Source organism: Clostridium sp. AF15-41, assembly GCF_003604095.1.
In the GTDB taxonomy this organism is placed as follows: domain Bacteria; phylum Bacillota; class Clostridia; order Lachnospirales; family Lachnospiraceae; genus Coprococcus.
The window spans coordinates 87,838-112,835 of record NZ_QTMQ01000005.1 but is presented as its reverse complement, the minus strand read 5'-3'; the positions used below and the strand labels follow the sequence as shown (position 1 = coordinate 112,835).

18 protein-coding genes and 7 tRNA genes are annotated in these 24,998 nt (G+C 41.0%); 7 read left to right on the top strand and 18 right to left on the bottom strand.

Features of this window, described 5'->3' with window-relative positions; genetic code table 11:
* Positions 1–20: 20 nt before the first annotated feature.
* The 12 genes from DWW43_RS05405 to DWW43_RS05350 form a co-directional block, all read right to left on the bottom strand.
* On the bottom strand, positions 21–797 hold the full coding sequence (locus DWW43_RS05405; protein WP_119962945.1) for a hypothetical protein: 777 nt from the start codon (positions 795–797) through the stop codon (positions 21–23).
* 479 nt (positions 798–1,276) lie between these two features.
* Entirely contained in the window at positions 1,277–4,144 is a 2,868-nt protein-coding gene (locus DWW43_RS05400) for a ComEC/Rec2 family competence protein (protein WP_133302400.1), read from the bottom strand.
* A 198-nt stretch (positions 4,145–4,342) separates the two neighbouring features.
* Entirely contained in the window at positions 4,343–5,293 is a 951-nt protein-coding gene (locus DWW43_RS05395; protein WP_008401320.1) for a GerMN domain-containing protein, read from the bottom strand.
* Positions 5,294–5,316: 23 nt separating this feature from the next.
* On the bottom strand, positions 5,317–6,771 hold the full coding sequence (locus tag DWW43_RS05390) for an ATP-binding protein (protein WP_119962943.1): 1,455 nt from the start codon (positions 6,769–6,771) through the stop codon (positions 5,317–5,319).
* An 8-nt stretch (positions 6,772–6,779) separates the two neighbouring features.
* A complete protein-coding gene (locus DWW43_RS05385; RefSeq protein ID WP_008401318.1) occupies positions 6,780–7,466 on the bottom strand; it encodes a response regulator transcription factor in 687 nt (228 codons plus the stop codon).
* Positions 7,467–7,486: 20 nt separating this feature from the next.
* Positions 7,487–8,134 (bottom strand): helix-hairpin-helix domain-containing protein, encoded by a 648-nt coding sequence (locus DWW43_RS05380; RefSeq protein ID WP_165853018.1) that lies wholly within the window; start codon positions 8,132–8,134, stop codon positions 7,487–7,489.
* A gap of 183 nt (positions 8,135–8,317) precedes the next feature.
* Entirely contained in the window at positions 8,318–9,208 is an 891-nt protein-coding gene (gene argB, locus DWW43_RS05375; RefSeq protein WP_044945251.1) for an acetylglutamate kinase, read from the bottom strand.
* A 13-nt stretch (positions 9,209–9,221) separates the two neighbouring features.
* Positions 9,222–10,448 carry a bifunctional glutamate N-acetyltransferase/amino-acid acetyltransferase ArgJ gene (gene argJ, locus DWW43_RS05370; protein ID WP_119962941.1) on the bottom strand — a complete coding sequence of 409 codons (1,227 nt, stop codon included), beginning with the start codon at positions 10,446–10,448 and terminating at the stop codon, positions 9,222–9,224.
* A gap of 55 nt (positions 10,449–10,503) precedes the next feature.
* Positions 10,504–11,544, bottom strand: coding sequence for an N-acetyl-gamma-glutamyl-phosphate reductase (gene argC, locus DWW43_RS05365; RefSeq protein ID WP_008401314.1), 1,041 nt, complete (start codon positions 11,542–11,544; stop codon positions 10,504–10,506).
* A gap of 398 nt (positions 11,545–11,942) precedes the next feature.
* Positions 11,943–13,484 (bottom strand): sodium:solute symporter family protein, encoded by a 1,542-nt coding sequence (locus DWW43_RS05360; RefSeq protein WP_119962940.1) that lies wholly within the window; start codon positions 13,482–13,484, stop codon positions 11,943–11,945.
* Positions 13,485–13,859: 375 nt separating this feature from the next.
* Positions 13,860–14,372 (bottom strand): shikimate kinase, encoded by a 513-nt coding sequence (locus DWW43_RS05355; RefSeq protein WP_119962939.1) that lies wholly within the window; start codon positions 14,370–14,372, stop codon positions 13,860–13,862.
* A 112-nt stretch (positions 14,373–14,484) separates the two neighbouring features.
* Entirely contained in the window at positions 14,485–15,429 is a 945-nt protein-coding gene (locus DWW43_RS05350; protein WP_008401306.1) for an AEC family transporter, read from the bottom strand.
* A gap of 350 nt (positions 15,430–15,779) precedes the next feature.
* On the opposite strand from DWW43_RS05350, the gene DWW43_RS05345 reads away from it, so the two are divergent.
* The 7 genes from DWW43_RS05345 to DWW43_RS05315 all read left to right on the top strand — a co-directional run bounded on the left by DWW43_RS05345 (position 15,780) and on the right by DWW43_RS05315 (position 16,561).
* Positions 15,780–15,854, top strand: a tRNA-Pro gene (locus DWW43_RS05345).
* A 39-nt stretch (positions 15,855–15,893) separates the two neighbouring features.
* Positions 15,894–15,964: transfer RNA gene (locus tag DWW43_RS05340), tRNA-Gly, on the top strand.
* Between the two features lie 38 nt (positions 15,965–16,002).
* Positions 16,003–16,076: transfer RNA gene (locus DWW43_RS05335), tRNA-Arg, on the top strand.
* Positions 16,077–16,134: 58 nt separating this feature from the next.
* Positions 16,135–16,208, top strand: a tRNA-His gene (locus DWW43_RS05330).
* A gap of 31 nt (positions 16,209–16,239) precedes the next feature.
* Positions 16,240–16,311: transfer RNA gene (locus DWW43_RS05325), tRNA-Gln, on the top strand.
* 19 nt (positions 16,312–16,330) lie between these two features.
* Positions 16,331–16,403: transfer RNA gene (locus DWW43_RS05320), tRNA-Lys, on the top strand.
* A 76-nt stretch (positions 16,404–16,479) separates the two neighbouring features.
* Positions 16,480–16,561: transfer RNA gene (locus DWW43_RS05315), tRNA-Leu, on the top strand.
* 54 nt (positions 16,562–16,615) lie between these two features.
* Here the strand turns inward: DWW43_RS05315 and DWW43_RS05310 are convergent.
* The 6 genes from DWW43_RS05310 to DWW43_RS05285 form a co-directional block, all read right to left on the bottom strand.
* On the bottom strand, positions 16,616–18,604 hold the full coding sequence (locus tag DWW43_RS05310) for a TIM-barrel domain-containing protein (RefSeq protein WP_119962938.1): 1,989 nt from the start codon (positions 18,602–18,604) through the stop codon (positions 16,616–16,618).
* Positions 18,605–18,871: 267 nt separating this feature from the next.
* A complete protein-coding gene (locus DWW43_RS05305; protein ID WP_044945249.1) occupies positions 18,872–19,420 on the bottom strand; it encodes a transcription repressor NadR in 549 nt (182 codons plus the stop codon).
* A 98-nt stretch (positions 19,421–19,518) separates the two neighbouring features.
* Positions 19,519–20,373: a carboxylating nicotinate-nucleotide diphosphorylase gene (gene nadC, locus DWW43_RS05300; RefSeq protein ID WP_119962937.1), complete on the bottom strand. Its 855-nt coding sequence runs from the start codon at positions 20,371–20,373 to the stop codon at positions 19,519–19,521.
* Between the two features lie 112 nt (positions 20,374–20,485).
* Positions 20,486–21,784: an L-aspartate oxidase gene (locus DWW43_RS05295; RefSeq protein WP_119962936.1), complete on the bottom strand. Its 1,299-nt coding sequence runs from the start codon at positions 21,782–21,784 to the stop codon at positions 20,486–20,488.
* 470 nt (positions 21,785–22,254) lie between these two features.
* Entirely contained in the window at positions 22,255–22,551 is a 297-nt protein-coding gene (locus DWW43_RS05290) for a hypothetical protein (protein ID WP_119962935.1), read from the bottom strand.
* Positions 22,552–22,647: 96 nt separating this feature from the next.
* Positions 22,648–24,993 (bottom strand): UvrD-helicase domain-containing protein, encoded by a 2,346-nt coding sequence (locus tag DWW43_RS05285; protein ID WP_119962934.1) that lies wholly within the window; start codon positions 24,991–24,993, stop codon positions 22,648–22,650.
* Positions 24,994–24,998 lie beyond the last annotated feature (5 nt).

The window sequence follows — 24,998 nt, the reverse complement described above, 5'->3', positions numbered from 1 at the left end:
CATTATATCAAATGTGTCATTTATCCGAAATAATATTCTGCCACTTGCTCTATTCTTTCCATTCCGATAGGACAAGCACTGGTTTCATACGTCATAATTAAATTAATAGATGGTATTATTCCATTATCACAATATGTTTTTATTTTCCTGCAGGCATGACTCGCATATTCCGAATTATCCATCATACCGAAATGTTCCCAATAATAATACTCTCCTGTTTTGGGATGTCGAATCGTAAAATCCGGATACATTACTATCCCATCCAGCACCAATTGATTTTCATATCGAAATGGTATTCTTTCCCGAAATAAAACATTATCGATCATTGCTTCTGATTTAGAACGAAGATACTTGCCCTGTGTCCCTTTTATATTCAACTTCTCCGGATATTTCTTATTTGTTTCATATTCTTCTGCCATCCATGCTTCTAAATTCTCTGAATGTGGTCCAAATGCCTTTCCAAGCAATTCAACATAGCCTTCATTTTTTAATAGCATACCAGATGTATCATTTTCATTTGGCATTTTCCTGATATACGCCTTGCACGCTTCAAGCTCGCACATTAAATCTTTTTTTCTTAACATATAATACTTTTTCATAGCAAGTTTTTCAGCCAAGTGTCTCTCTTTCTTTGGCAGATATATTGATTTTCCTGCATTCTTCAAATACCACTTGTGTCCTTTTCCGTTTTTGGCACATATTAATTCTTCTTTCGGAAGTGTTTTCTCTAACATCTCAATCTCATGTATTTCATTTTTCAATTCAGCAATTCTTTTTATTATCATATCTTTGATCATACGCATTCTCCTCGTTTCTTTATATGCTGTTATTCTGCAATATTTTTTATTGGTATAACTCTCATTTTCATTTATTAATACCCCTTGATAGCACTTCTCCCATGGTATCAGGCTATTTCCCCACTTTGCATACCCTTCTGCTCATCCTGTTTGTGGTATATTGTCTAATTTTCTTTATCCATACCCTTGTTCAATCCGGTGGGGCGGGTATTATTTTCGTTTTCCTTCTCCAATACCCGGCTCACTCTTCTGGGGCGGGTATTATCTTAGCTTGCTTTCTTTCATACCCGGTGCACTCCGCTGGGGCGGGTATTATCTTAACTTGCTTTCTTCCATACCCTACCCCCCGACATTGACATTGGTATGACAGCCTATTTTCTTGAACAATACCCAAAATCCCGCTTTGCCAAGGGTATTATTCAAATCTTTTCTCTCATATACCCATTATTTCATTTTAGGCTTGGTAGAAATCATAAATTTTATCCCCCATACCCATGAAGCATAATTTTTCCTGATTGTATGTGTAAAATTATTGCACCACATTGATCGGTGCGGTAAACCCTTGCGCCAATTGTCTGAAGCTGCATCAGAGTTTCTTCATGTGGATGTCCGTAATGGTTCTTTTTGCCGCAGCTAATAATGGCATATTGCGGTTTTGTCGTCTGAAGGAAACCTTTGGAAGATGCGGAATGCGAACCGTGATGCCCCACCTTTAATGCATCTGTCTCTGACAACAGGATACTTTTTTCTAAAATCAATCTTTTCTCTACCATACTTCCGGCATCTCCTGTAAACAAGATTTTTCTTCCATCATATTTCGCAAGAAGAACCATTGACAGATCATTCGCATCCAGACCGGATCCTGTAGCCTCTTCTCCCGGAACATTCGCTGTAATTGCATTATCCAACCCAATTGCTATCTTCTTATCATCCGTTATACCAGAAGCTTCTCGTTCAGCCACCTGTTTCGCTTCCGCTATACTATCAGCTTCTCGCTCAACCACCTGTTTTGCTTCCGCTATACTATCAGCTTCTCGCTCAACCACCTGTTTAGCTTCCAAAGTGCTCCCGGAGGGATAAAGACATTCCAAAGTCAAACCTGCCATATCCGGATTCTGCTTTTCCTGAATCTTATCCCCTGCTTCCATGTATACAACATTGATATTCTTCTCTTTTGCCAATGTCTCTATATTTGCAAGTCCTTGTCTATCTCCATACTTTGCAAGAACCAGATTCCGTATCCGTACACCGATATGTTCGGCATTCAGCAAATACTCTATGCCTGATATATGATCGGCATCCCCATGCGTCACAAATACATAATCAAGCTCCGACATCCCATAATACCTGATTGCCGGAAGCAGAACATATTCCCCAACTCTCTGGTTACTGGTAGATCCTCCATCGATCAATATCGAAGTTCCCTGCTCCGTCCGTATCAGAATTCCATCACCCTGACCAACATCCAGAAATACAGTGACAAATGAACGATCAAGATTGGCGTATTCATATAACGCTGTCAGCAGTATAACAAGTATAATTCCATATAAATATCTGCCACATCTGCCTGACTTTTTCCTCACCGGCTTAGTCAAGTCTCTACCTAATGATTTTCTCATCGACTTATTAACTTCTTCGCCCGCCGAATTGTTCTCATCCGTACTCTGAGAGGAATTCTTCTCTCCCGCATAACACCTCAAGATAAAAAGAACCACTCCAAGTCCCAAATAATAAACGAGAACCATTCGAACAGAAATATGCCCTACATTTATACTGCTAAATGGAATCTTCTCGGACAGACCGCACAGTCTTTCATACAATATCAGAATGAAATGTGCCGGTATCCCGGCAAGCTCTGCCGCTTTTATGGAAATAATGCCACATCCTGCTGTTACAAGTGCCGACATCAACAAGCAGGAAACTAACGGCACAACCAGAAGATTTAAAAGTATTCCATATAACGGGAACTGATAATAATAGAATACACAGATTGGAAGGGTAGCCAGAGAAGATGACAAACTGACCCCAAATGCCTGCCTCAGCTTCCCCGTTTTCCCGAACGTCTGAACATATATCGGATGAATCACCGCTAATCCTGCAACAGCAGCAAAGGATAATTGAAAACCTGCATCCCGGATCACATACGGATTCCATACAGCCATGCCTATACTTGCAATTCCTGCCGATGTCAGAAGATCCGTAGATCGTCCTTTTGCTTTTCCGATCATTACAAGTCCCATCATAATCACCGCCCGGCTGGTAGATCCGGACAGTCCTGTCATAATTCCATAAAATACAACCACAATCATCGCCACACATCCGGAAATACGATAAGACCCTGTTCTTTTACGAAGCCATTCAAAAAGTGTCATACCAAGTATCGCTATATGAAGCCCCGATATCGCAAGAATATGTGCAATTCCATTTAGCTGATACATATTTCTTGTATCCCTGTCCAGCCCTCGCTTATCACCTAGTACCATTGCAGAAAGAACCGAAGCAGCCTTCGGCTCAAATGTCTGATCATATACGGAAGCAACCCGTTCCTTTATCCCCTGCAGGGTATTCAACAGTTCAGATTTTTTCACTCCTGTTTCCACATAAGAAGTATCTTTTAAGAACATAAATATCTTCTTTGCCTTATAATAATCCGCTGCATCAAATCCACCCGGATTCGTCGCATGCTCCGGTAAAGCTGCAACACCGGACAGCACTACATCTTGTCCAAGTATCGGTTTTTCCGATGTTGACATATATGCGACTATCTTCATCTGTCCCGAATAAGCAAGCTGGTTCCCTACTTCTTCAATTTCTTTTGTCTTTTCAGCTACTTTTGTCTCTTCGGCTACTTTTGCCTCTTCAGCTACTTTTGTCTCTTCAGCTACATTGACAACCACTTTCTTTGCACGAATATGTATCACCCAGCCGGTAGTCGTCTCCTGCCTGTCATATATAATTCCACTCACTTTACAGGAAGCCCCCGCTGCAACCTTTGCAAAATTCTCCTGTGTCCGGAGTGAGGACATATTGCAATACCCTGCAATTCCCACAAAAACAAAGATCAGCCATACAAGCACTGTATTACGCCACTTATGTACACAATCGATTCTTCTCCGTCTATACTTATATCCTGTGTTCAGCTTAATATGATCGTTCTCAATCTCACCATTTCCTTGCATATGATCGTTTTCTTGTCCGGACTTTATCATAACATTATCCCCATCAGCCTCAGGTTTTACCTTCATACAAGCTTTCTCAGGTTCCTGTTTCAACTTTATACAAAAGCTCTTAGGACTGAACTTCTTCACACGATCATTCGTATGCACGATCATCTCATATCTGTGCATAACAAAAAGAGCTGCAAATATGATTGCAGCCCAAATACACCATCTGCTGCCAGCTATTGCCCCCGTCTCTCCAAACAGAAAGGCACACGCTACCCAAAACAATGGTCTTTTTATTTTATTTTCCTCCTGACTTACCGCTATTAAACTTCCAAATGCCTGTACTCCTGCATTTGCGTTTTATACCTTTATCCTTTATTCTCAATTACAAATTGAATAATCTGCCGTATAAGCTTTAGTAAAATCAAGATTTTCACCATAGATCAAATCCTGTTTACCATCTACCTTGAATACAACCTTATCTACATCCGAAAGCTGAACCAGTGAATCTACGATAGAATACAAAAGTATCCTGTCATCATACTGTTCTACATTTGTCAGAAAAGAACTGCTGTAATTCACATAGCAGACACGATCCTGAACATAGATGTCCAAAATATCTATATCATCTCCTAACGGACTTTTCCACTCCTTTGAGTTTCGCAGATTTTCCATCACCTGCTCTTCCGATGTCTTGTAGGACATTGCATCGATCACAATTGTTTTCTTATCCAAGCGTTTTCCGGTTGTATCAGGCACATAGATATCAACCGAATAATCAGACTTCAAAAAATTACCGTCTATGGTTGAAAAAGACTGTTCTGAATAGACACTCGTATCAAGTTCCCTCTCTCCGATCAGATCAGACAACTCAAAGGATACTTTATCAACACCCTCAACCTGACAAAGAGTATTTGTAAATGCCATCTTGCACAGCAAGATCTGATAATTCTCAGCAGTTTCATAATCCAGATTAAACATAATCGTCACAACACCCTGTCCATCATATGCGTAGCGCTGATAAGCCATGCCCATTGGTACCGGTATCTGGCAATTCTTGTCATCTGTTGATGTTATCAACAGATTCATTAATTTATCTATCGTATTCTCTGTTGCTTCAAGCTGGTCAATATTCGTACGCTTAACAACAAAATCAGTCCAGTCACCATTCATATAATAAATAGTATATATATCCATGCCTTCACTGGCATCCAGACCCGAACCCGTCGTATCCTTAACTTTATTATCTCCACACCCTGTCAGTGTAAATAATAAAGCAAAAACCATGACCATACGAATAACGATTCGATAACCGAAGATTCTAGTCTTCATATCTTACTCCTTCATCCTTTCGTCTAGTTGACATAATTCATCGGAACACGAACCGTAAATGTAGTTCCCTTACCCGGTTCACTATATACATTGATAATTCCCTTATGCATAACGATAATATTCTTGGATATCGCCAGACCCAATCCTGTTCCTCCGGTATCTCGGCTTCGTGCTTTGTCTACTCTGTAAAAACGTTCAAAGATATGCTCTACACAATCTTCCGGTATACCAACACCTGAATCAGCGACTTTTATATACAGATTTTTATGATCTGCATTCAACGATACCCTGATCCATCCACCATCCACATTATACTTTATCCCATTCTCGATGAGATTTGATATTGCAAGTGTGAATTTCACTTTATCTATATCCGCTGATACTTCACGGAAACTCTCAAATGTAATCTCAATATTTCTTTTTTCTGCCAACGGAGTCAATCTTTTCAGAATAACCTCCATCAACTCATTAATATCTACGCGTTCAATATTCAGACTGTCTGATCCCTTATCTGTTTTTACAAGAGTCAGAAGATCACTGATGATCTGGGCTTCGCGATCGATCTCAAGCACAATATCATTCATAAATTCCCGATATGTCTCAACAGGAACATTCTCCTGCATCAATATGGACTCGGATAAAACCTTCATAGATGTGATTGGCGTCTTCAATTCATGGGATACATTTGATACGAATTCCTGTCGTGATTCCTCCAGAAGCTGAGCTTTTGCAAATATCCCATTCATATTATCCACGACCATACCGGTTTCTTTCCATAAACCGGTCTTTTGAAGCTGCCCAAGGAATCCATCCTTCATGTTCAAAAGCTGTCTGCGTATCTCTCTGGTGTCACGAATCGCTGTATAAGAAATCACTACAGCAGCAATCACTCCAAGTACCAAAAATATACAGATCAAAATATTCGCACGGTACTCCAGATATGTCTTATTATCATTGAAATCCTTAAGACTGACTGCCACTACTGCTACATCATCGGTATAGCCTTCCCGATTTACCACAGGAAATATATACTCGATCGAAGCAGCATCTGCCACCATCTTTTCCGCCTCATCACCGCTCATGATTCTGTGAATATCATTATCCATGATATAAGTATCCCTCATTAAACGAAAACTATCATAGATCACATTATAATCTGTATTAACGATAATGATCCTGGCCGACATACTGTACGCAAGTGTATCTACTCCCTGATAAGTCTGACTTGTGCCCTCGGTTTCTGAATTAATATCATTGATCAGATATTCCAGATTTTTTGAATTATTTCTCAGAAGCTTTTCAACATCACGATATTCATTTTTTACAAGCAAATTGAAAAAAACAGTTCGCATACCTATCGCGACAAGGAACACCAATAGAACAATAATCAGAAAGAGCACTGTCTGAAGACGAATATGCTGTTTTCCATGTATCATGATATTTGTCTTTTTCAAATCATCATTTCTGTCTTTTTTCATCGCAAATATCAGCCTTTAAAATAATAGCCGACGCCCCATTTCGTATGGATATATACCGGTTCTCCCGGGTTATCTTCGATTTTTTCTCTGAGTCTTCGAACATGGACATCCACGGTACGGGCATCTCCCGGATATGTACTTCCCCATATAGTATCAAGAAGTTCGTTTCTTGAATATACTTTATTCGGATGTGCCATTAATAATTCCAAAAGATCGAATTCTTTTGCTGTCAGATTCAGTTCTTTTCCATGAACAAATACCCGTCTGCTGTCAAGCTCTACCTTCATACCATTAATTTCCATGATATTCACAGGTTTTACAGGTTCTGCCTTCTTACCGCTTCGTCTGAGAATTGCTTTTATTCTTGCTTTAACCTCAAGGATATTAAACGGCTTTGTGATATAATCATCTGCTCCATATTCCAACCCCATGATCTTATCCATGTCCTCTCCCTTTGCTGTAAGCATTATGATCGGGACATTGGAAAACTCACGCACCATCTGGCAGACTTCTATTCCTGTATATACCGGTATCATAATGTCAAGAAGAACGATATCATATGAATTGTTCTTTATTTTTTCAAATGCCTCTCCACCATCGTAGGCGACATCGACTTCCATATCATCCTGTTCCAGACTGAATTTCAATCCCTTGACAATCAATTTTTCGTCATCTACAACCAGTACTTTTTTCATACGATTACACCCCTATATCTTTATTTAACATATATATATTCTTTTATCTTCTGAAAAAGGCTCTCGCCAATCCCGTCTACATTTGTAATATCTTCGATCTGTGCAAAATTTCCATGCTCCGCCCTATATCGAATGATGGATTCTGCCTTCGCCTCTCCGATACCGGAAAGTGTCATCAACTGTTCTTTATCAGCCGTATTGATATCTATTTTCTGTGACTGTTCACTATTGTTCGCCTGACCATCCGTATATGTTCCGTCTACCGGAACACCTTGCTGATTCTCCATTTCATCCTTCGTTGGGAAATAAAGCTTCTGTCCATCCTGAACCGACTCTGCCAGATTCAAAACACCTGAAGCAGCATCCTCAGTCAGTCCACCCGCAAGAATCAGTGCATCATTGATCCTGGAGCCTTCCGGCAGCCGGTATACCCCTTCCTGCCTAACAGCACCGCACACATAGACATATACATATCCTGTATTTTCCGATGTTGCCGAACTTTCATCTGTCTGCTGCTCTGTCACCTGTGCATCTGCATCATCTGTCACATCTGCAGGTTCATAGGAAACGTGATCATTTCCACAGCCCGACAGCATGAAAATAATCATAAATCCGGCTACTACCCTGAATAAAACACAGCCGGCATTTCTTCTTTTTTTCTTCATCATATCTGCATAACCTCCTGTATATGCCGATATGACCATACACATTTCCATTTTAACGAACTTCTTTTCCTTTTACAATAGTAAAATAGAAAAAAGACCGGAACTGTAGTTCCTGGTTTTTCTCATTATTACCACACAGTTCCGATCTTTTTCTGTTTTATTTTTTTGTATTACTAAAATTATCATTTAGAATAGAGGCTCTTTTAAGATTGCAGTACCGATACCCTTCTGAGTAAAGAACTCAAGAAGCAGGCAATGCTTCAGGCGACCATCCAAAATATGAACTCTTGATACACCATTTTCCATGGCTGTGATACAGTTATTAAGCTTTGGAAGCATACCACCGCCGACAACACCTTTCTCAATGATATCCTTTGCCTCATGGATATCCATTTCTGAGATCAGAGTAGACTTATCTGTCGGATCGATAAATACACCTTCAATATCTGTTAAGAATACCAGCTTTTCTGCCTTTAATGCTGTTGCAACAGCACATGCAGCATCATCAGCATTAATATTATAATCCTCATATTCTTCACTGACACCGATAGGGGCGATAACAGGTATAAAATCCTGATCGACCAGTGCATCGATCACCTCTGTATCAACCTTTGTGATCTCGCCTACATAACCGATATCTTTTCCACCTGGCAGACGCTTCTTAACGGTAAACAGTCCACCATCCTTTCCACTGATACCCACAGCCTTTAAACCAACCTTCTGCATCATGCTGACAAGACTCTTATTTACCTTGGATAATACCATCTCGGCAATCTCCATTGTCTCCCCGTCTGTTACACGAAGTCCATTAATAAATTCAGGTTCTTTTCCAATCTTCTCTACCCATTTGCTGATCTCCTTACCGCCACCATGCACGATAACCGGTTTCAGTCCAACCAGCTTTAATAATGCAACATCTTCAATCACATTATATTTCAGATTCTCATCCAACATAGCACTTCCGCCATATTTTACAACAATTGTTTTCCCCTGAAATTTCTTGATATAAGGCAAAGCCTCGATCAGTGTCTGTGCTTTTGATATTACCTGATCTACTGTATAATCTCCCTTTACCATCTTATTTACTTCCTCACTTTCTATACTCTGCATTTATCTTGATATATTCATATGTAAGGTCACAGCCCCACGCGGAAGCTGTCTCTGTACCGGCATGCATATCCGCATGAAAACATACCTGATCCGGCGACAGGATCTCCGTCGCTCTTTCTTCATCATAATCGGTACAGACCCCGTTTTCAACTATTTTTAAGGAACCGGCCTCACTGGATATTATAATATCTACCTTATATGGATCAAAAGCGATCCCGCTCTGTCCCATCGCGCACACCAGACGTCCCCAGTTCGCATCCGAACCGTATACGGCGCATTTTACAAGGTTTGATGTCACCACGGATTTTGCAAGCTTTCTTGCGCCCTCCTTGGATTCCGCCCCTGCTACCTGTACCTGAAACATCCTCGTCGTTCCCTCTCCGTCCGCTGCGATCAGCTTCACGAAGTAGGTATTGATATATCGAAGTGCCTCCGCAAATGCCGGATAATCCGCATCCGTTTCAAGCAGCTCATCATTTCCTGCCATGCCATTTGCAAATATCATAACGGTGTCATTCGTTGAAGTATCCCCATCGACAGATAACATATTATAAGTGTCTATGACATCATTTCTCAGTGTTTTCTGCAATAACTCCTGACTGATATTCAGATCCGTTGTCAGGAATCCAAGCACCGTTCCAAGATTCGGGTTGATCATACCGGAACCTTTGCACATGCCTCCGACGGTAATTGTCTTCCCTTTGATCTGCAGCTTTACCGCGATCTCTTTCTTATATACATCGGTCGTCATAATGGCTTCCGCCGCATGACTTCCACTTTCCAAATCATCGGAAAGCATCCCTGAAAGTTCGCGGATTCCATGCGCGATCGTCTCCATCGGAAGCCTTATACCTATTACTCCGGTCGAAGCAACCGCAACCTGATCAGCCGGTACCTGAAGTTCTGCTGCCGCAAGCTCTGCCATATGCGCCACATCAACATCTCCTGCTTCTCCGGTACATGCATTTGCCACTCCACTGTTTACAACCAGTGCCTGACATAAGCCGATATCGTCACATAATGCTTTGTCCCACATAACAGGTGCAGCCTTGACTACATTCTGTGTAAATACTCCAGCTGTCTTCGCCGGACACTTGCTGACTAGCAATGCCATGTCTTTTTTCTTTTTATTTTTTCTTACTCCGGCGTGCATACCTGCTGCCAGAAATCCGATTGGAGCTGTCACTCCGCCGGAAATGATCTCCATACCGATCACCGCCTTATATCATCTGTTCTTCCACGATATCCGATGCCGTTACTCTTTATGGGAATACCGGAGCCATCAGCAGTCCTTCTTCTTCCGGAAGTCCAAACATAATATTCATATTCTGAACTGCCTGACCGGCTGCTCCCTTTACCAGATTATCAAGTGCTCCCATTGCAATGATACGTCCGGTTCTTTCATCAATCTTAAAGTTGACATCTACATAATTGCTGCCCTCTACCCAACGTGTCTCCGGACATACATCCTTGTCAAGAACACGGACAAATCTCTCGTTTGCATAATATTTGTCATATGCAGCACGAACAGTATCGTAATCTACCTTTTCTTTTAATGAAGCATATGCCGTAACCAGAATACCACGATTCATCGGAACCAGATGTGGTGTGAAATTAATCATGATCGGACTGCCGTATGCATATCCAAGCTGTTCTTCGATCTCCGGTGTATGGCGATGAGTCGTTACTCCATATGCCTTAATGCTTTCATTTACCTCACAGAACAGGTTCGGGATCTTTGCTCCTCGTCCTGCTCCTGATGTACCGGACTTAGCATCCACAATGATCGTATTCGGATCGATCAGCTTCTCTTTTACAAGCGGATATAAGGAAAGAATGGAGCAGGTTGTATAACAGCCCGGATTTGCCAGAAGTCTGCATCCCTTTACCTTATCTCTGTTGATCTCACACAGACCATATACGGCCTCGTCGATAAATTCCGGACTCTTATGCTCGATCTTGTACCACTTCTCGTAAGTAGCAACATCCTTAATTCTGAAATCCGCACTCAGATCAATGATCTTAACCTTTGATAAAATATCCTCATTTACAAGGGAAGAACATAAGCCCTGTGGGGTTGCAGTGAAAATAACATCCACTTTCTCAGCCAGCTCATCCATATTCTCGCCCAGACAGGTTGCATCCACGATCTGAAACATGTTTCCAAATACTTCGTAATATTTCTTATCTATAAAACTTCTGGAACCATACCAGACTATTTCCACATCCTTATGTCCAAGAAGAATTCTTACTATTTCCTGACCGGCATATCCGGTTGAACCAATAATTCCTGCTTTTATCATATCTTACTCCAATCTGCTGCGACCGGTCATTTTCCGTTACAGCCATCGTCCTATTTGTATTTCTACACATTCATTTATCTTACTCTCTGCATTTTCTTCCGTCAACCGCTTTCATAGGAAAATACAGTTCGTATAATCTTCCATGATTATACAGTTATTATGTATAATATTCAAGTATTAATTAATAAATATACAAAAAATTATTTTGATATTTATTTTTTTATTCTATTTTTAATATGTCCGTATACTTTCTTTCTGTTTTGAAAACTGATTTTACATTCAAAAAGCTCTTGTACAAACACATTTTTACGCATTTCACACAAATGTTAAAGCCGGCAGGACAGAATGTTTTTCTGTCTGCCGGCTTTATACATATTATGTATATTTTTTGAATAATATTAGTCCAATGCTTCCTTCTGAGGTACGGTTACTGTCGCTTCATAACAGGAGAAGATCTCCTCTACGCGCTCCTGATCCGGTTTCTTTGTGATCAGACTGACGACCGGAACAAGGATCAATCCACCGATCATCGCTGCTGCACCACAGTTTACAGGTGACTGTAATGCCTGTGGAAAACTAAATAACTGCCATGTATTACTGATAAAGTTCAGTGTCATGATACCAACGCCCCAGATAAAACTTACAAGGCAGGCTGCCACTGTCGTACGTTTCCAGTACAGACCATATAAAAACGGAGCCAGACAGGCACCTGCGATCGCACCCCATGAGATACCCATAAGCTGTGCGATAAATGCCACTTTGCTGGAATACTGAATGACTGCAATGACCGCTGATAATGCGATAAATACTACCAGCATGATCCGCATTGTAAGAACCTGCTTCTTCTCTGACATTTTCGGTGCGATCGATGCTTTGATAAAGTCGATCGTAAGTGTGGAGCTTGAGGTCAGAACCAATGAAGATAAGGTAGACATCGAAGCAGACAATACAAGGATAACCACCAGTCCCATCAATACTTCCGGAAGATTCTCAAGCAGGTGTGGAATGATCGCATCAAATCCTTCTGTTGCTACATCCGTCTCAGTCAGTCGTCCAAAACCACCAAGGAAATAACATCCTCCGGCTACGATCGTAGCAAATAAAGTAGATACGATCGTTCCTGTCTTAATTGACTTCTCATCTTTGATCGCATAGAATTTCTGGATCATCTGAGGAAGTCCCCATGTTCCAAGTGAGGTTAAAATGACAACACATACCAGATTGAAGATATCCGGTCCAAGGAAGGATGCAAATACACCCGGTGTGTCCGAAACCGCCGGATCATTTACACGAGCCAGCTTGTCTAACGCACCTGTAAGACCGCCTCTCTCGTTTAATACTGCATAGATAACTGCTACTATACCAACCAGCATGATCAGTCCCTGAATAAAGTCATTGATCGCTGTCGCCATATATCCGCCAACGATTACATAGATACCGGTAAGAACTGCCATAGCAACAACACAGATCTTGTAATCAATGTCGAATGCCATTCCAAACAATCTGGAAAGACCATTATACAATGAAGCCGTATATGGGATCAAGAATATGAATATGATCCAGGAAGAAATGATCTTCATGGATTTGCTGTTATATCTTCTCTCAAAGAATTCCGGCATTGTTCTGGAATCCAGCTTCTGCGTAATCAGTCTGGTTCTTCTGCCAAGCACTACCCATGCAAGCAGTGATCCAAGGATCGCATTTCCAATACCGATCCATGTGGATGCAATTCCATATTTCCATCCAAACTGTCCTGCATATCCAATAAAAATAACTGCCGAAAAATAGGATGTACCATATGCAAATGCTGTAAGCCACGGGCCTACGCTTCTTCCTCCCAGTACAAATCCGTTCACATCTGTGGCCTGTTTTCTTGCATAAAATCCTACACCGATCATTATGCCAAAGAATACAACAAGCATAATCACTTTAATAACCATGTCGACCTCCCGTCACTTCTCATTTTTGTATTCGCAGAATTTTACAGCCAACTTTCCACCAACAATAGCGCATCTTATAATTTCTGATTTTCGAATTCTGACATAATCCGGCTCATTTTGCTTTATTGCGTTGAAGTCAAGCAACTTTAAAGTTCTACGTTTTAAACCACAAAATAGATTATATTGGATACATCCATTTTCGTCAATATAAAAAACGACTTCCGTGCAGATATTTTTTCAGCTTTCGCCAAATATTTCATTCTGCTGTTCAGAAGTCGTTTTTCCAATCTGTTTTTAGTACCTCATAAGCCCGCTGCATATTTCCAAATTCATACCATTATTTTTGACCTATGCTGTTTGCGCTTGTTCTTCACATTAATGTGTGTTCTCATATGCCAACACTTTTTCTGCAATCGTATCCATTAGTTCTTCTACGGAAAGCCCCTCGGCTTTTACCGTGATCTGTGCATATTTTTCATACAATAAGATTCTCTCTTTATAAAGATCCTTTAAAGTCTGACCATCCTTTAACACTACGCCACGTCGTTTTACATTTTCCAGTCTGGAAGCGATCACTTCATATGGAAGCTCGATATATACTACAATATCATTTTTTACATAATGCTGCATGGCTTCATCACAGTATACGACACTTCCTCCGGTTGCAATAACCGTATTCTTCAAGTCAATTTCTTTGTTTACATCATTTTCTATCTGAAGGAACCCATCATCTCCGTATTCCGCTATCAACTCACGAAGCAGCTTACCATGCTTCTTCTGGATCAACACATCTGCATCTACAAAATCAAATCCAAAAACCTTGGCGAGTACCACACCTATCGTACTCTTTCCACATCCCGGCATTCCGATCAAAACTATATTTTTCATCTTCTTTCTCCATTCTCTGTATTTTAATTTTCTATATTATCTATTCTCTGTATTCATTACTTCTTATTTAGTCCCAGTTCTGTATATTCAAGGATTTCTATTATTGCTTCTGTCATATACATCCCATAACGCGAAGGACATATACCCATGCCGTTATCGTGATCGATGAAAACAGAGTTGTCAGCACGATTGCATTTGACGACAGGACTTCATCATTATTCATATTCTTAGCCATAATATAACAGGTTACCGTGGATGGTGAGCCTGTCATGATCAATATTGCTGCCAACTCACTCGGTGCAAACCCAAGCTTGATCGCAATCGGCATATAGATCAAAGGAAATACAATCAGCTTCATAAGAGCTGCTGTAACCGCAGGCTTCATTTTCTCCAGTGCCGCTTTTGTATTAAAACCAGCTCCTATGGCGATCAATGCGATCGGAGTCGCCGTCTGTGCTATATAATTGATCGTCTTCATCGGGATCGCCGGAATCGTAATATTAAATAATGAAAACGGAACTCCGAGTACGATACCGATTATGATCGGATTCTTTAAAATATTAATGCATGCCGTTTTAATTCCGTCTGAACCATGGATATTATCTCTGCCCCCAAAGGTCAGCATAATAACAGACAGGATATTGAACAATGGTACTGCCGCAACGATCATAAGCGGAGCCATCCCTGAGCTTCCACAGATATTTTCTACAAAGGCAATTCCAAGCACCGCCGCGCTGCCTCTTGCCGATGCCTGCGCAAACGCTCCGACCATCGTCTTATCCCGGCAATATATCTTTGCAAAGCACCAGGCACATGCAAACATAATAAAAGTTCCGAAGAAACAAAACGCCACAAATTTCATATTTACGTCTTTTAATACCGAGGTTGTTGCGATATCCCGGAACAAAAGCACCGGAAGGGATACCTTAAACACATATTTATTTGCTATATTTGCAAATTCATCATTGATCAGCCCAATCCGTTTCAGAAACCACCCCAACAGGATCACCAGAAAGATCGGCACTGTCGCATTTATACTAAATAAAAAATCACTCATTCCATTCTCTCTTTTCTTAATTAAACTGTCGCAGCCCTTACTATAGCACAGCTTGTTACCCGATTCAATTTTTATCCAATTTTTTTAAAAGATCTATATGCAACAGATACATACCTGCCAGACCTCGAAAACTTTAAATTAATGCTAAAATATATGAGATAATCATCAATCCATATATAATATTCAAAAAAATGAATACCGGGAAGCGGCTTAAAACCTAATGAAATCCGCTCTGTCAAAAAAAATGCAAAAAAAATAAAATTTATTGTTGACATCAAGGGGGTGTTTATGTATAATATGTCTTGCGTCAGAGATATGGCGAACATAAAAAAACGACAAACACTTTGTTCCGGGGTGTGGCTCAGCTTGGCTAGAGCGCTTGATTTGGGATCAAGAGGTCGCAGGTTCGAATCCTGTCACCCCGACTTAGATAATCATAAATCTAAACACTGTTAAGCAATCATGCGGGTGTAGTTCAATGGTAGAACACTAGCCTTCCAAGCTAGATACGTGGGTTCGATTCCCATCACCCGCTCTTTATTTTCGCTAATATTTATAGCGGGAATTTAAAATGTGTCCGTAGCTCAGCTGGATAGAGCAACGGCCTTCTAAGCCGTGGGTCGGGGGTTCGAATCCCTTCGGGCACATTTATTTGTTTCATTCTGTGGCACTACTGCTGTTCCATATGGATGTTTCACTTATATGGTGGGTATGGCGCAGTTGGCTAGCGCGCCAGATTGTGGCTCTGGAGGCCGAGGGTTCGAGTCCCTCTATCCACCCTTTTCTTTATCGCATATTAAGCGATGCTTTTGGGTTATCGCCAAGCGGTAAGGCACAGGACTTTGACTCCTGCATTCGCTGGTTCGAATCCAGCTAGCCCAGTCAAAAACTTAATTTATATGGGCCATTAGCTCAGGCGGTAGAGCACTTGACTTTTAATCAAGTTGTCCGGGGTTCGAGTCCCCGATGGCTCATTAAAATTTCAGATATAATTTTATATCTGATTTTTTTATATCTACTCTTCTGTTCTTTATATATAGAAGAAACTCTGCGGATATGGCGGAATTGGCAGACGCGCTAGATTTAGGTTCTAGTGTCAACAGACGTGCAGGTTCAACTCCTGTTATCCGCATCAAAAAAGGCAATCATAATCGATTGCCTTTTTCTTTTATCTGATATTCTGTTACTAATTATTCAAAATTACACAGGACATCTCCATATTACATTCTCTTGTAAATCCATCATCATCATACAACTGATAACTGCTTCCCGCATACCCAAGTAACTGCAGCTTCTTCGTATCAATATCCGCAACGCACTCGGCAAAGTCAGCAAGAGGAATGCATTTTCCTTTCCGAATAAATAAAATCACTTCATTTAACGGCACTTCTACAAAATGATGTCCTTTTTTCATCTCTGTCTGTTCAATATCACCCTCAGCCTTGAAACGGACAAGCATCATATCCTCCGGCAAATAAACATATCTTCCGATTGCATTCTGTGTATATACCGGTGCGATCATGATCTCATTACCAAGCATAAGCTGGTCTTCTACATTTACCGCCATACGATCTTCCGGATATTCAAATGCAAGCGGTTTGAACATCATTTCATCATTTAAAGCAGCCTTCATATATTCACTGTAAATATATGGAAGCAACCGATAACGAACACCTATGATATGTCTGAAATCTTCAATCTGCTCAAACTGATAGCACTCCTGCTCTCTTGTGCCAAGGCATGCATGATTACGCATCAGCGGTGTAAATACACCAAGCGCGAGCCATCTGAGCAAAAGATCTCTGGTCGTATTACAGCCAAATCCACCCAGATCTGCTCCTGTATATAAGAAACCACACATATTTAATGATGGAAGCATTTTCAGATTTAACAGGATATGGGACCACCAAGATTTATTATCTCCGGTCCAGATACCGCCATAACGATGCATTCCGATATAAGATGATCTGGAAAACAACAGGCATCTTTTCTCCGGACAGATCTCTCGAAGTGCTTCACCTGCTGCCCGTGTCATATTATAACCGAAAAGGTTATGTACCTGATCATGACGCACCATCTTTCCATTCACATTATGATACATTGAAGCATAGTCTTTGGCATTATTAGCCAGATCTACTACCATATCCCGGATTCCCCAGACATCATCCACGGATTCATCTTTATCAATAAATTCCCGCATTGCCTCTTTCACATCACAAACGCCTTCCGGTGTATAAAAAATTGCCGGTTCATTCATATCATTCCAGAAGCCTTCAATCCCTGCATCTGTAAGAAGCTTATATTTTCCGCCAAACCATTTTCTCGCTTCCGGATTCAATACATCCGGAAAATGTGTGTATCCCGGCCATACAGCTGCAACAAAATCACTTCCGTCCTCTCTTTTACAGAAATAATTGTTTGCTACGCCTTCTTCATACACATCATATCCTTCTTCGATCTTCACTCCCGCATCAATAATCGGGATCAAGCGTACATTTTCTTTTTTCAACTCTTCTACATATTCAGAAAAATCACCAAATGCTTCATTTATCGTAAAGTCTTTATAATGATCCATATAATCGATATCCATGTATACCATATCGATCGGAATATGATTCTCCCTGTATTTCTTCACAACATAAGCAAAATCTTCCGGTGTCTTATAGCCCCAACGGCTCTGTCCAAAACCAAAAGCAAACTTTGGAGCAATATAACTTTTTCCTATCATTTGTCTGAATTGTTTTACAATATCATATATACTTTCGCCTGTGATCACATAGAGATCCAAATCTGCTTTATCGCAGAAAATATGAAGTTCGTCCATCTTAGTATATCCGATATCAAATACCAGCGAAGACGGATAATCTATGTACAATCCAAATGTTCTCTCGCCGGATATAACAACAAAATTATGAGATGCATATAAAGAATAAACATCCTCATGATGATTCGGAATATCTGTATTATTGCTTATATATTTATATCCTCTTTTGTTGATTCCACGATTTGCTTCACCAAGTCCATATACTGCATCCCCTGCTTTCATATCATAAAGAAATGAAAAGCCATCATCCAGATTTACTGTTCCAACTTCAGGCATACCTTCCGATGCCTCAAATGACGCAACAACCGATTCTGTAAAAAACGGATTACCATATGTGTATTTTTTTATCATTCTCATTTCCTCTTTTCCATTTTATTTGGTATATAATTTATTATACCTGATAATGTTATTATATTATCTGTCCATCCGTTTTTCTTACATTATTTTTATAAATTTGTTGCACAATATTGACTTATTCAATAATACACATATTTGGTGATACCATAGATCACATCCGATGCACCCAGCTTTACTCCTGTGTATCATTAATTTCTTTCCCTCGTCATCTTATAACATAGAATGGCAGGTAATCCGTTATAGACCACCTGCCATCCCGTGTTATTCACTTTTTTCCCAAAAATCAACCGGTTCGAAATCCAGCAGTTTTGCAAGGAAACCACATTCCTCCAGATCCTTCTGAATATTATCCAGGATATCTTCTGAATCGGCCTGCACCGTATGATAATGGTAATTGTCGGTTATCTTAAGAAGCGGCGATGATTTTCCACTGCTCAAAGTCTTTACATATTCATAAATATCTTTTCTGGTTTTTATGTTCATCGGAGCTTTTACAACTCCATAAATCTTATGATATACAAATACATCCAGAATCCTGCCACCATTATCTACGATGATCTGTAATTCTTTCTCTATCTCTTCCGCAGTATGACGCACCTTGAATATTCGTTCGCATTTTCCCGGCTTTAATAACACATATCCCCGGTTTGTTGAAACAATATTATTGTCAGCCGCACGAAGCAGGGCAATATCCTGTACGATCACCTGTCTGCTCACACTGAGTCGCTTCGCCATCTCCGCCCCCGCGATCGGCTCTTTACTCTTCGCAAGCATCGACAACAGTTTTTCCCGTCTTTCAACTCCTGTCATGTTCTTCCTCCCAATCTTATCATCCATTAACCCATTCTATTTCTCATGTAAACCTTCCCTGCACCCAAAGGCACCAGAAATTTTGTTACAATATTCAGTTAGATTCTATGAAGATTTTTCAGAGAAATATCCATGATCGGAGCGGAATGTGTCAGCGCTCCACTTGATATATAATCAACACCAAGGTTCTTCAAGTGCTCGATATTTTCTGCTGTTACATTACCTGATACCTCGATCTCTGCCTTGCCATCAATGATGCCGATCGCTTCTTTTAACATTTCATCTGACATATTATCCAGCATGATAATATCCGCTCCGGCTTCAACAGCCTCCTTTACCATATCCAGATTCTCAACCTCGACTTCGATCTTTCTGACAAACGGTGCATATTCCTTTGCCATACGGATTGCCTCTTTCACTCCGCCTGCTGCACCTATATGATTATCCTTCAGAAGGACTCCGTCCGAAAGATTATATCTGTGATTATGCCCACCACCGACACGAACCGCATATTTTTCAAAAATACGATTATTAGGGGTCGTCTTTCTGGTGTCAAGCAACTGGATTTTGCTTCCTGCAAGAAGTCCTGCAACCTTATGTGTGTACGTAGCAATACCGCTCATCCTCTGCAGATAATTCAGTGCTGTCCGTTCTCCCGATAACAATACACGGATATCCCCGGTTACAACTCCCATCAACTGTCCTGCCTTTACCTCATCGCCATCCTTGCAGTAGAGTTCTGTCACGGTTGTATCATCTAATAATTCAAATACTCTCTTAAACACCTGTAAACCACAGATGATTCCATCCTGCTTGCAGATTAACTCTACCTTTCCCATGCATGCCTCCGGCATAACGGAATTTGTTGATACATCCTCACTTGTAATATCTTCTTTTAATGCTCCAAGAATAAAAGGGTCTACATTCAATTTTAAAGTAATCTGATCGTACATAATATCCTCCTGAATGATTCTTCTGTATTTCCTATCCGGTACTTACCGGCCGTATTTTTCTGCAAATGATCCGGCATTTGTCGGTCATGCTTTTTCTGTAAACGTTTCGTTTCTATGCGCTGTGCTTCTGAGCTTCTTCGTTTTCCCTTGCGATCTCAGCCTTAAGCAGCGCCTTATATTCTGCTGCCAGCTTCTTCTTATCTGTATAATCGTCTTCCCTGTAAGAGATTTCTTCTATCTTTGTCCGGTCGAACTGCTCAGTCATTTCCTTTGCTGCCCGCTTGGCAAATACCAGACTCTCAAGAAGCGAATTGCTTGCCAGACGATTCTTGCCATGAACTCCGTTACATGCAGTCTCTCCGATCGCATATAACTGATCCATCGATGTCTTACTGGACAAATCCACCTTGATACCGCCCATGAAATAATGCTGTGCCGGCACAACCGGTATGCATTCTGTATACACATCATATCCCATTTCTTTGCAATGCTCAACGATATTCGGGAAATGTTCTTCTAATTCTTTTCTATCAATCACAGTCATATCTTCCCAGACATAATCTGTCCCGTCCTTCTCCATTTGTTTGCGAATCTCGATCGTCAGCAGATCTCTCGGAAGAAGTTCATTTACAAACCGCTCATGATTCTTGTTATAGAGAAGCGCGCCCTCGCCACGAACTGACTCCGAGATCAGAAAACTCCTGTCCTCCGGCTCTTTGCTGTATAATGTTGTCGGATGGATCTGGACATAGTTCACATGCTCTGTCTCAATCCCATGCTTTAATGCGATTGCAACGGCATCTCCGGTCAGATGTCTGAAATTAGTCGAATGCCTGTAAATACCACCGATTCCTCCACAGGCAAGCATGGTATAGTTTGCCACGATCGGGAAGATCTTATCCTCCGCATCTCTTGCCACCACACCGTAACAGCAATTATCCTTACACAGGATATCCACCATGGTTACATGCTCGTAGATTGTCACATTCGGAAGCTTCTCTACATTGCGGAGCAGGGTACTCGTGATCTCTTTTCCTGTTACATCCTCATGGAAAATGATACGATGATGGCTATGTGCTCCTTCCTTTGTATAGCTAAGACTGCCATCCGGCTCCCGATGAAAGTCTGCCCCATACTTTACAAGGTCATTTACGATATCAACTGACGAACGTATCATCACCTCTACACTCTTTGGATCATTCTCATAATGCCCTGCCTTCATGGTATCTTCAAAATAACTGTCATAATCATCTTCTGATTTCAGCATACACATCCCCCCCTGTGCAAGGAAGGAATCACTGTGTTCTACGATATCCTTTGTTATGATCGTAATCTGTTTATCACCGGGGAGATTCAAGGCTGCATATAAACCTGCGCATCCACTTCCCACAATTAAAATATCTGTCTTCATATTGTTTCTCCAACTATATTTATTCGTTTTTTCTTCTTGTATAAAAAAGCGTTGCCTTAGTATAACACGTTCTGTCGCACATGACAATATAGTATTTTACACTGCTTTACAGGTGTCTTGTCAGTAGATAAAATGAAAGACAGCATTACTTATTATTCCGTAAGACGTTCGCACTCTATTTTAACGCAACGGTGCTAAGCTCCTCGCCTATGGCGACTCACTAAGAACCGGCGTTAAAAAAGGCTTGCTTCATAAAGTACATATACTCCAATGCCAAATCCCACTTCTCATTTTTGATTTAAACATTGATATCCTAATCTATGCTGTGACTACATTTTTTCACTACACAAAATTTCTCGCTGTAAACATTTAATGCCTAACAAAAAAGAACCGTCTGAATCAGATTTTAAATACTAATTCAAATGGTTCTTTTTAATTCGTTAATTTTTGTTGATTCTGTCTGAGTGATCTTACTCAGCGTCTGCTACAGGCTCTGCTGCCGGTGCTTCTGCTGTCTCAGCAGGCTGCTCTGCCTGAGTCTCTTCCTCGTCGTCATCGTCATCATCGAAGAAGTCATCATCAAAATCATCGTCAAAATCATCATCAAAATCATCAAGAAAATCAGGTGTCAGGTATGAATATACTGCATATGCGATACCTGCGATCGCTGCTACAGCACCGATGATCGCAAGGATTACAAATACAACACCTTTTGCCTTTTCTTCTGTTGGTTCACTTTTTACTAAAATTACATCATTATTTTTCATTGTAAACTACCACCCTTTCATTTAGTTTCTGTATGCCGTCATTATAGCATACTCTTTTTTCTATTTCTATATTATCTTGGAATTATTATAATTTCTTTATTCTTCCAGGCGCTTTAATTTTGCAAAGGAAGCAAACATTTTTCTTGTACCGCCACGATCAAAGTCTACTGTCACTTCATAATCTCTGCCGCCCTTTACAAGCTGCGTTACAGTACCGTTTCCAAATTTCATATGACGCACCCGATCACCTTCTCCATAGTCAAGAACCAGCTCCCGGTTCACGGTAAATTCTTTGCCAAATGATGGTTTGGTCGATGGTGTTATACTGATCGGCTCTTTCTTTGCCTTACTGTAACTGCTGTATGGATTCGATGAAGAATATCCGGAACCCGTCTGCGACGATCTTCCATGATATGAGCCTTTTCCATATCCAGACTGCCCGCTGCTGCCATACCTATTTCCGGTATATCCGGTGTCTGCAAACTGCCGTTCTTCCATCCGTTTTACATGCCTTGTAATATCACCGGAATCCTGGAACAGCAGCGGCGGAATCTCTTTAATAAATCTGGAGATGTCATTGCAGTTTCTACTTCCATGCAGCATACGGTTTCTTGCACAGGACAGATACAGCTTCTTCATCGCTCTTGTAATTCCTACATAGCAAAGCCTGCGTTCTTCTTCCAGCGCATCTTCATCATCCGAATTGATCGCCATCGCACTTGGGAAGATTCGCTCTTCCATACCACATAAGAATACATATGGAAACTCCAGTCCCTTTGAACCATGGATTGTCATTAACTTGACCATATTATCATCATCAGACATTTTATCGGTCTCCGAAACCAGCGCGACATCCTCCAGAAAATCTGCCAGTGTTGCTTCCTCATAATCGGTTTCAAACTGAACCACACGGTTTCTTAACTCATCGATATTCTCAAGTCTCGCCATCGATTCATCCGTGTGCTCCGCGATCAGTTCATCTTCATATCCGGTATCCTCCAGAATACGGTCAAATAATGTACTGAGTGGTTCCTGCTCCTCTATTATCTCCCGGAATCCGTCGATTAATTCCACAAAGCCGGAAATTTTTGCAACCGAACGCTGTAATCCCGGAATTTGCTCTATGATCTGCATGGCTTCCATCAGTGTCATATCATTTGCAGCAGCAAATGCTGCCACCTTATCAACAGTAGCATCACCGATTCCACGCTTTGGTACATTGATGATTCGTCTAAGATAGGTATCGTCTGTAGAGTTATTTACAACCTTCAGATATGCCATTACATCTTTAATTTCTTTTCGTTCATAGAAATTCTGACCACCGTAGACCCGATGCGGGATTCCTCGCATAACCAGTTTCTCACCAAGGATACGAGACTGTGCATTCGTACGATATAGCAAAGCAATGTCTTTATACTGTGCACCGTTCGCTGTCAGACGGATAATCTCATTTACGACGCGATCAGCCTCCATGTATTCATCCTCACTCTGATTAAATACAATCTTCTCGCCATCTCCCTGATCTGTCCAGAGGGCTTTATCCTTTCTTCCTTCGTTATGCTTGATCACCGCATTTGCAGCCGCCAGAATATTCCCACAGGAACGATAATTCTGTTCCAGCTTCACGACCTTTGCATCCGGATATTCCTTTTCAAAATTCAGGATGTTCGTAATATTCGCGCCACGGAATTTATAGATTGACTGGTCATCATCGCCAACGACGCAAAGGTTTCTATATTTGGATGCAAGCTGCTTTACCATCAGAAACTGTATGTGGTTCGTATCCTGATACTCGTCCACCATGATATAACGAAATCTGTCCTGGTATAATTCCAGTACATCCGGGTTATGTTCAAACAACTCAACCACCTTATAGATCAGATCATCAAAGTCAAATGCATTGAATTTACGGAGTCGCTTCATATACTCGGAATATACGGTTGCCGTCTGTGTCTTCACAAAATCTGTCGCATTCATCTTCGCATACTGATCCGGTGAAATATACCGTTCCTTTGCATTTGATATCTCTGCCAGGAACATCTTCTCCGGATACTTCTTTGGATCGATCTTCAGTTCCTTCAGAATGTTCTTAACCGCAGATTTCTGGTCATCCGAATCATAGATATTGAAATTTGTTGCATAACCGAGCCTGTCTGAAAATCGTCGCAGAATCCGTACACATAACGAATGAAAGGTGCTGACCCATACTCGTTCAGCACCCTCTCCAACAATGTTATTTACTCTGTCTCTCATTTCGGCTGCGGCTTTATTTGTAAATGTTATCGCAAGGATATTATATGGATTCACTCCGATCTCATCCATCAGATACGCTACCCGGTGGGTGATCACTCTGGTCTTTCCCGATCCGGCACCTGCCAGTATCAGAAGCGGTCCATCGACATGTCTGCATGCCAGATCCTGCATGTCATTTAATCCAGCCATCGCTT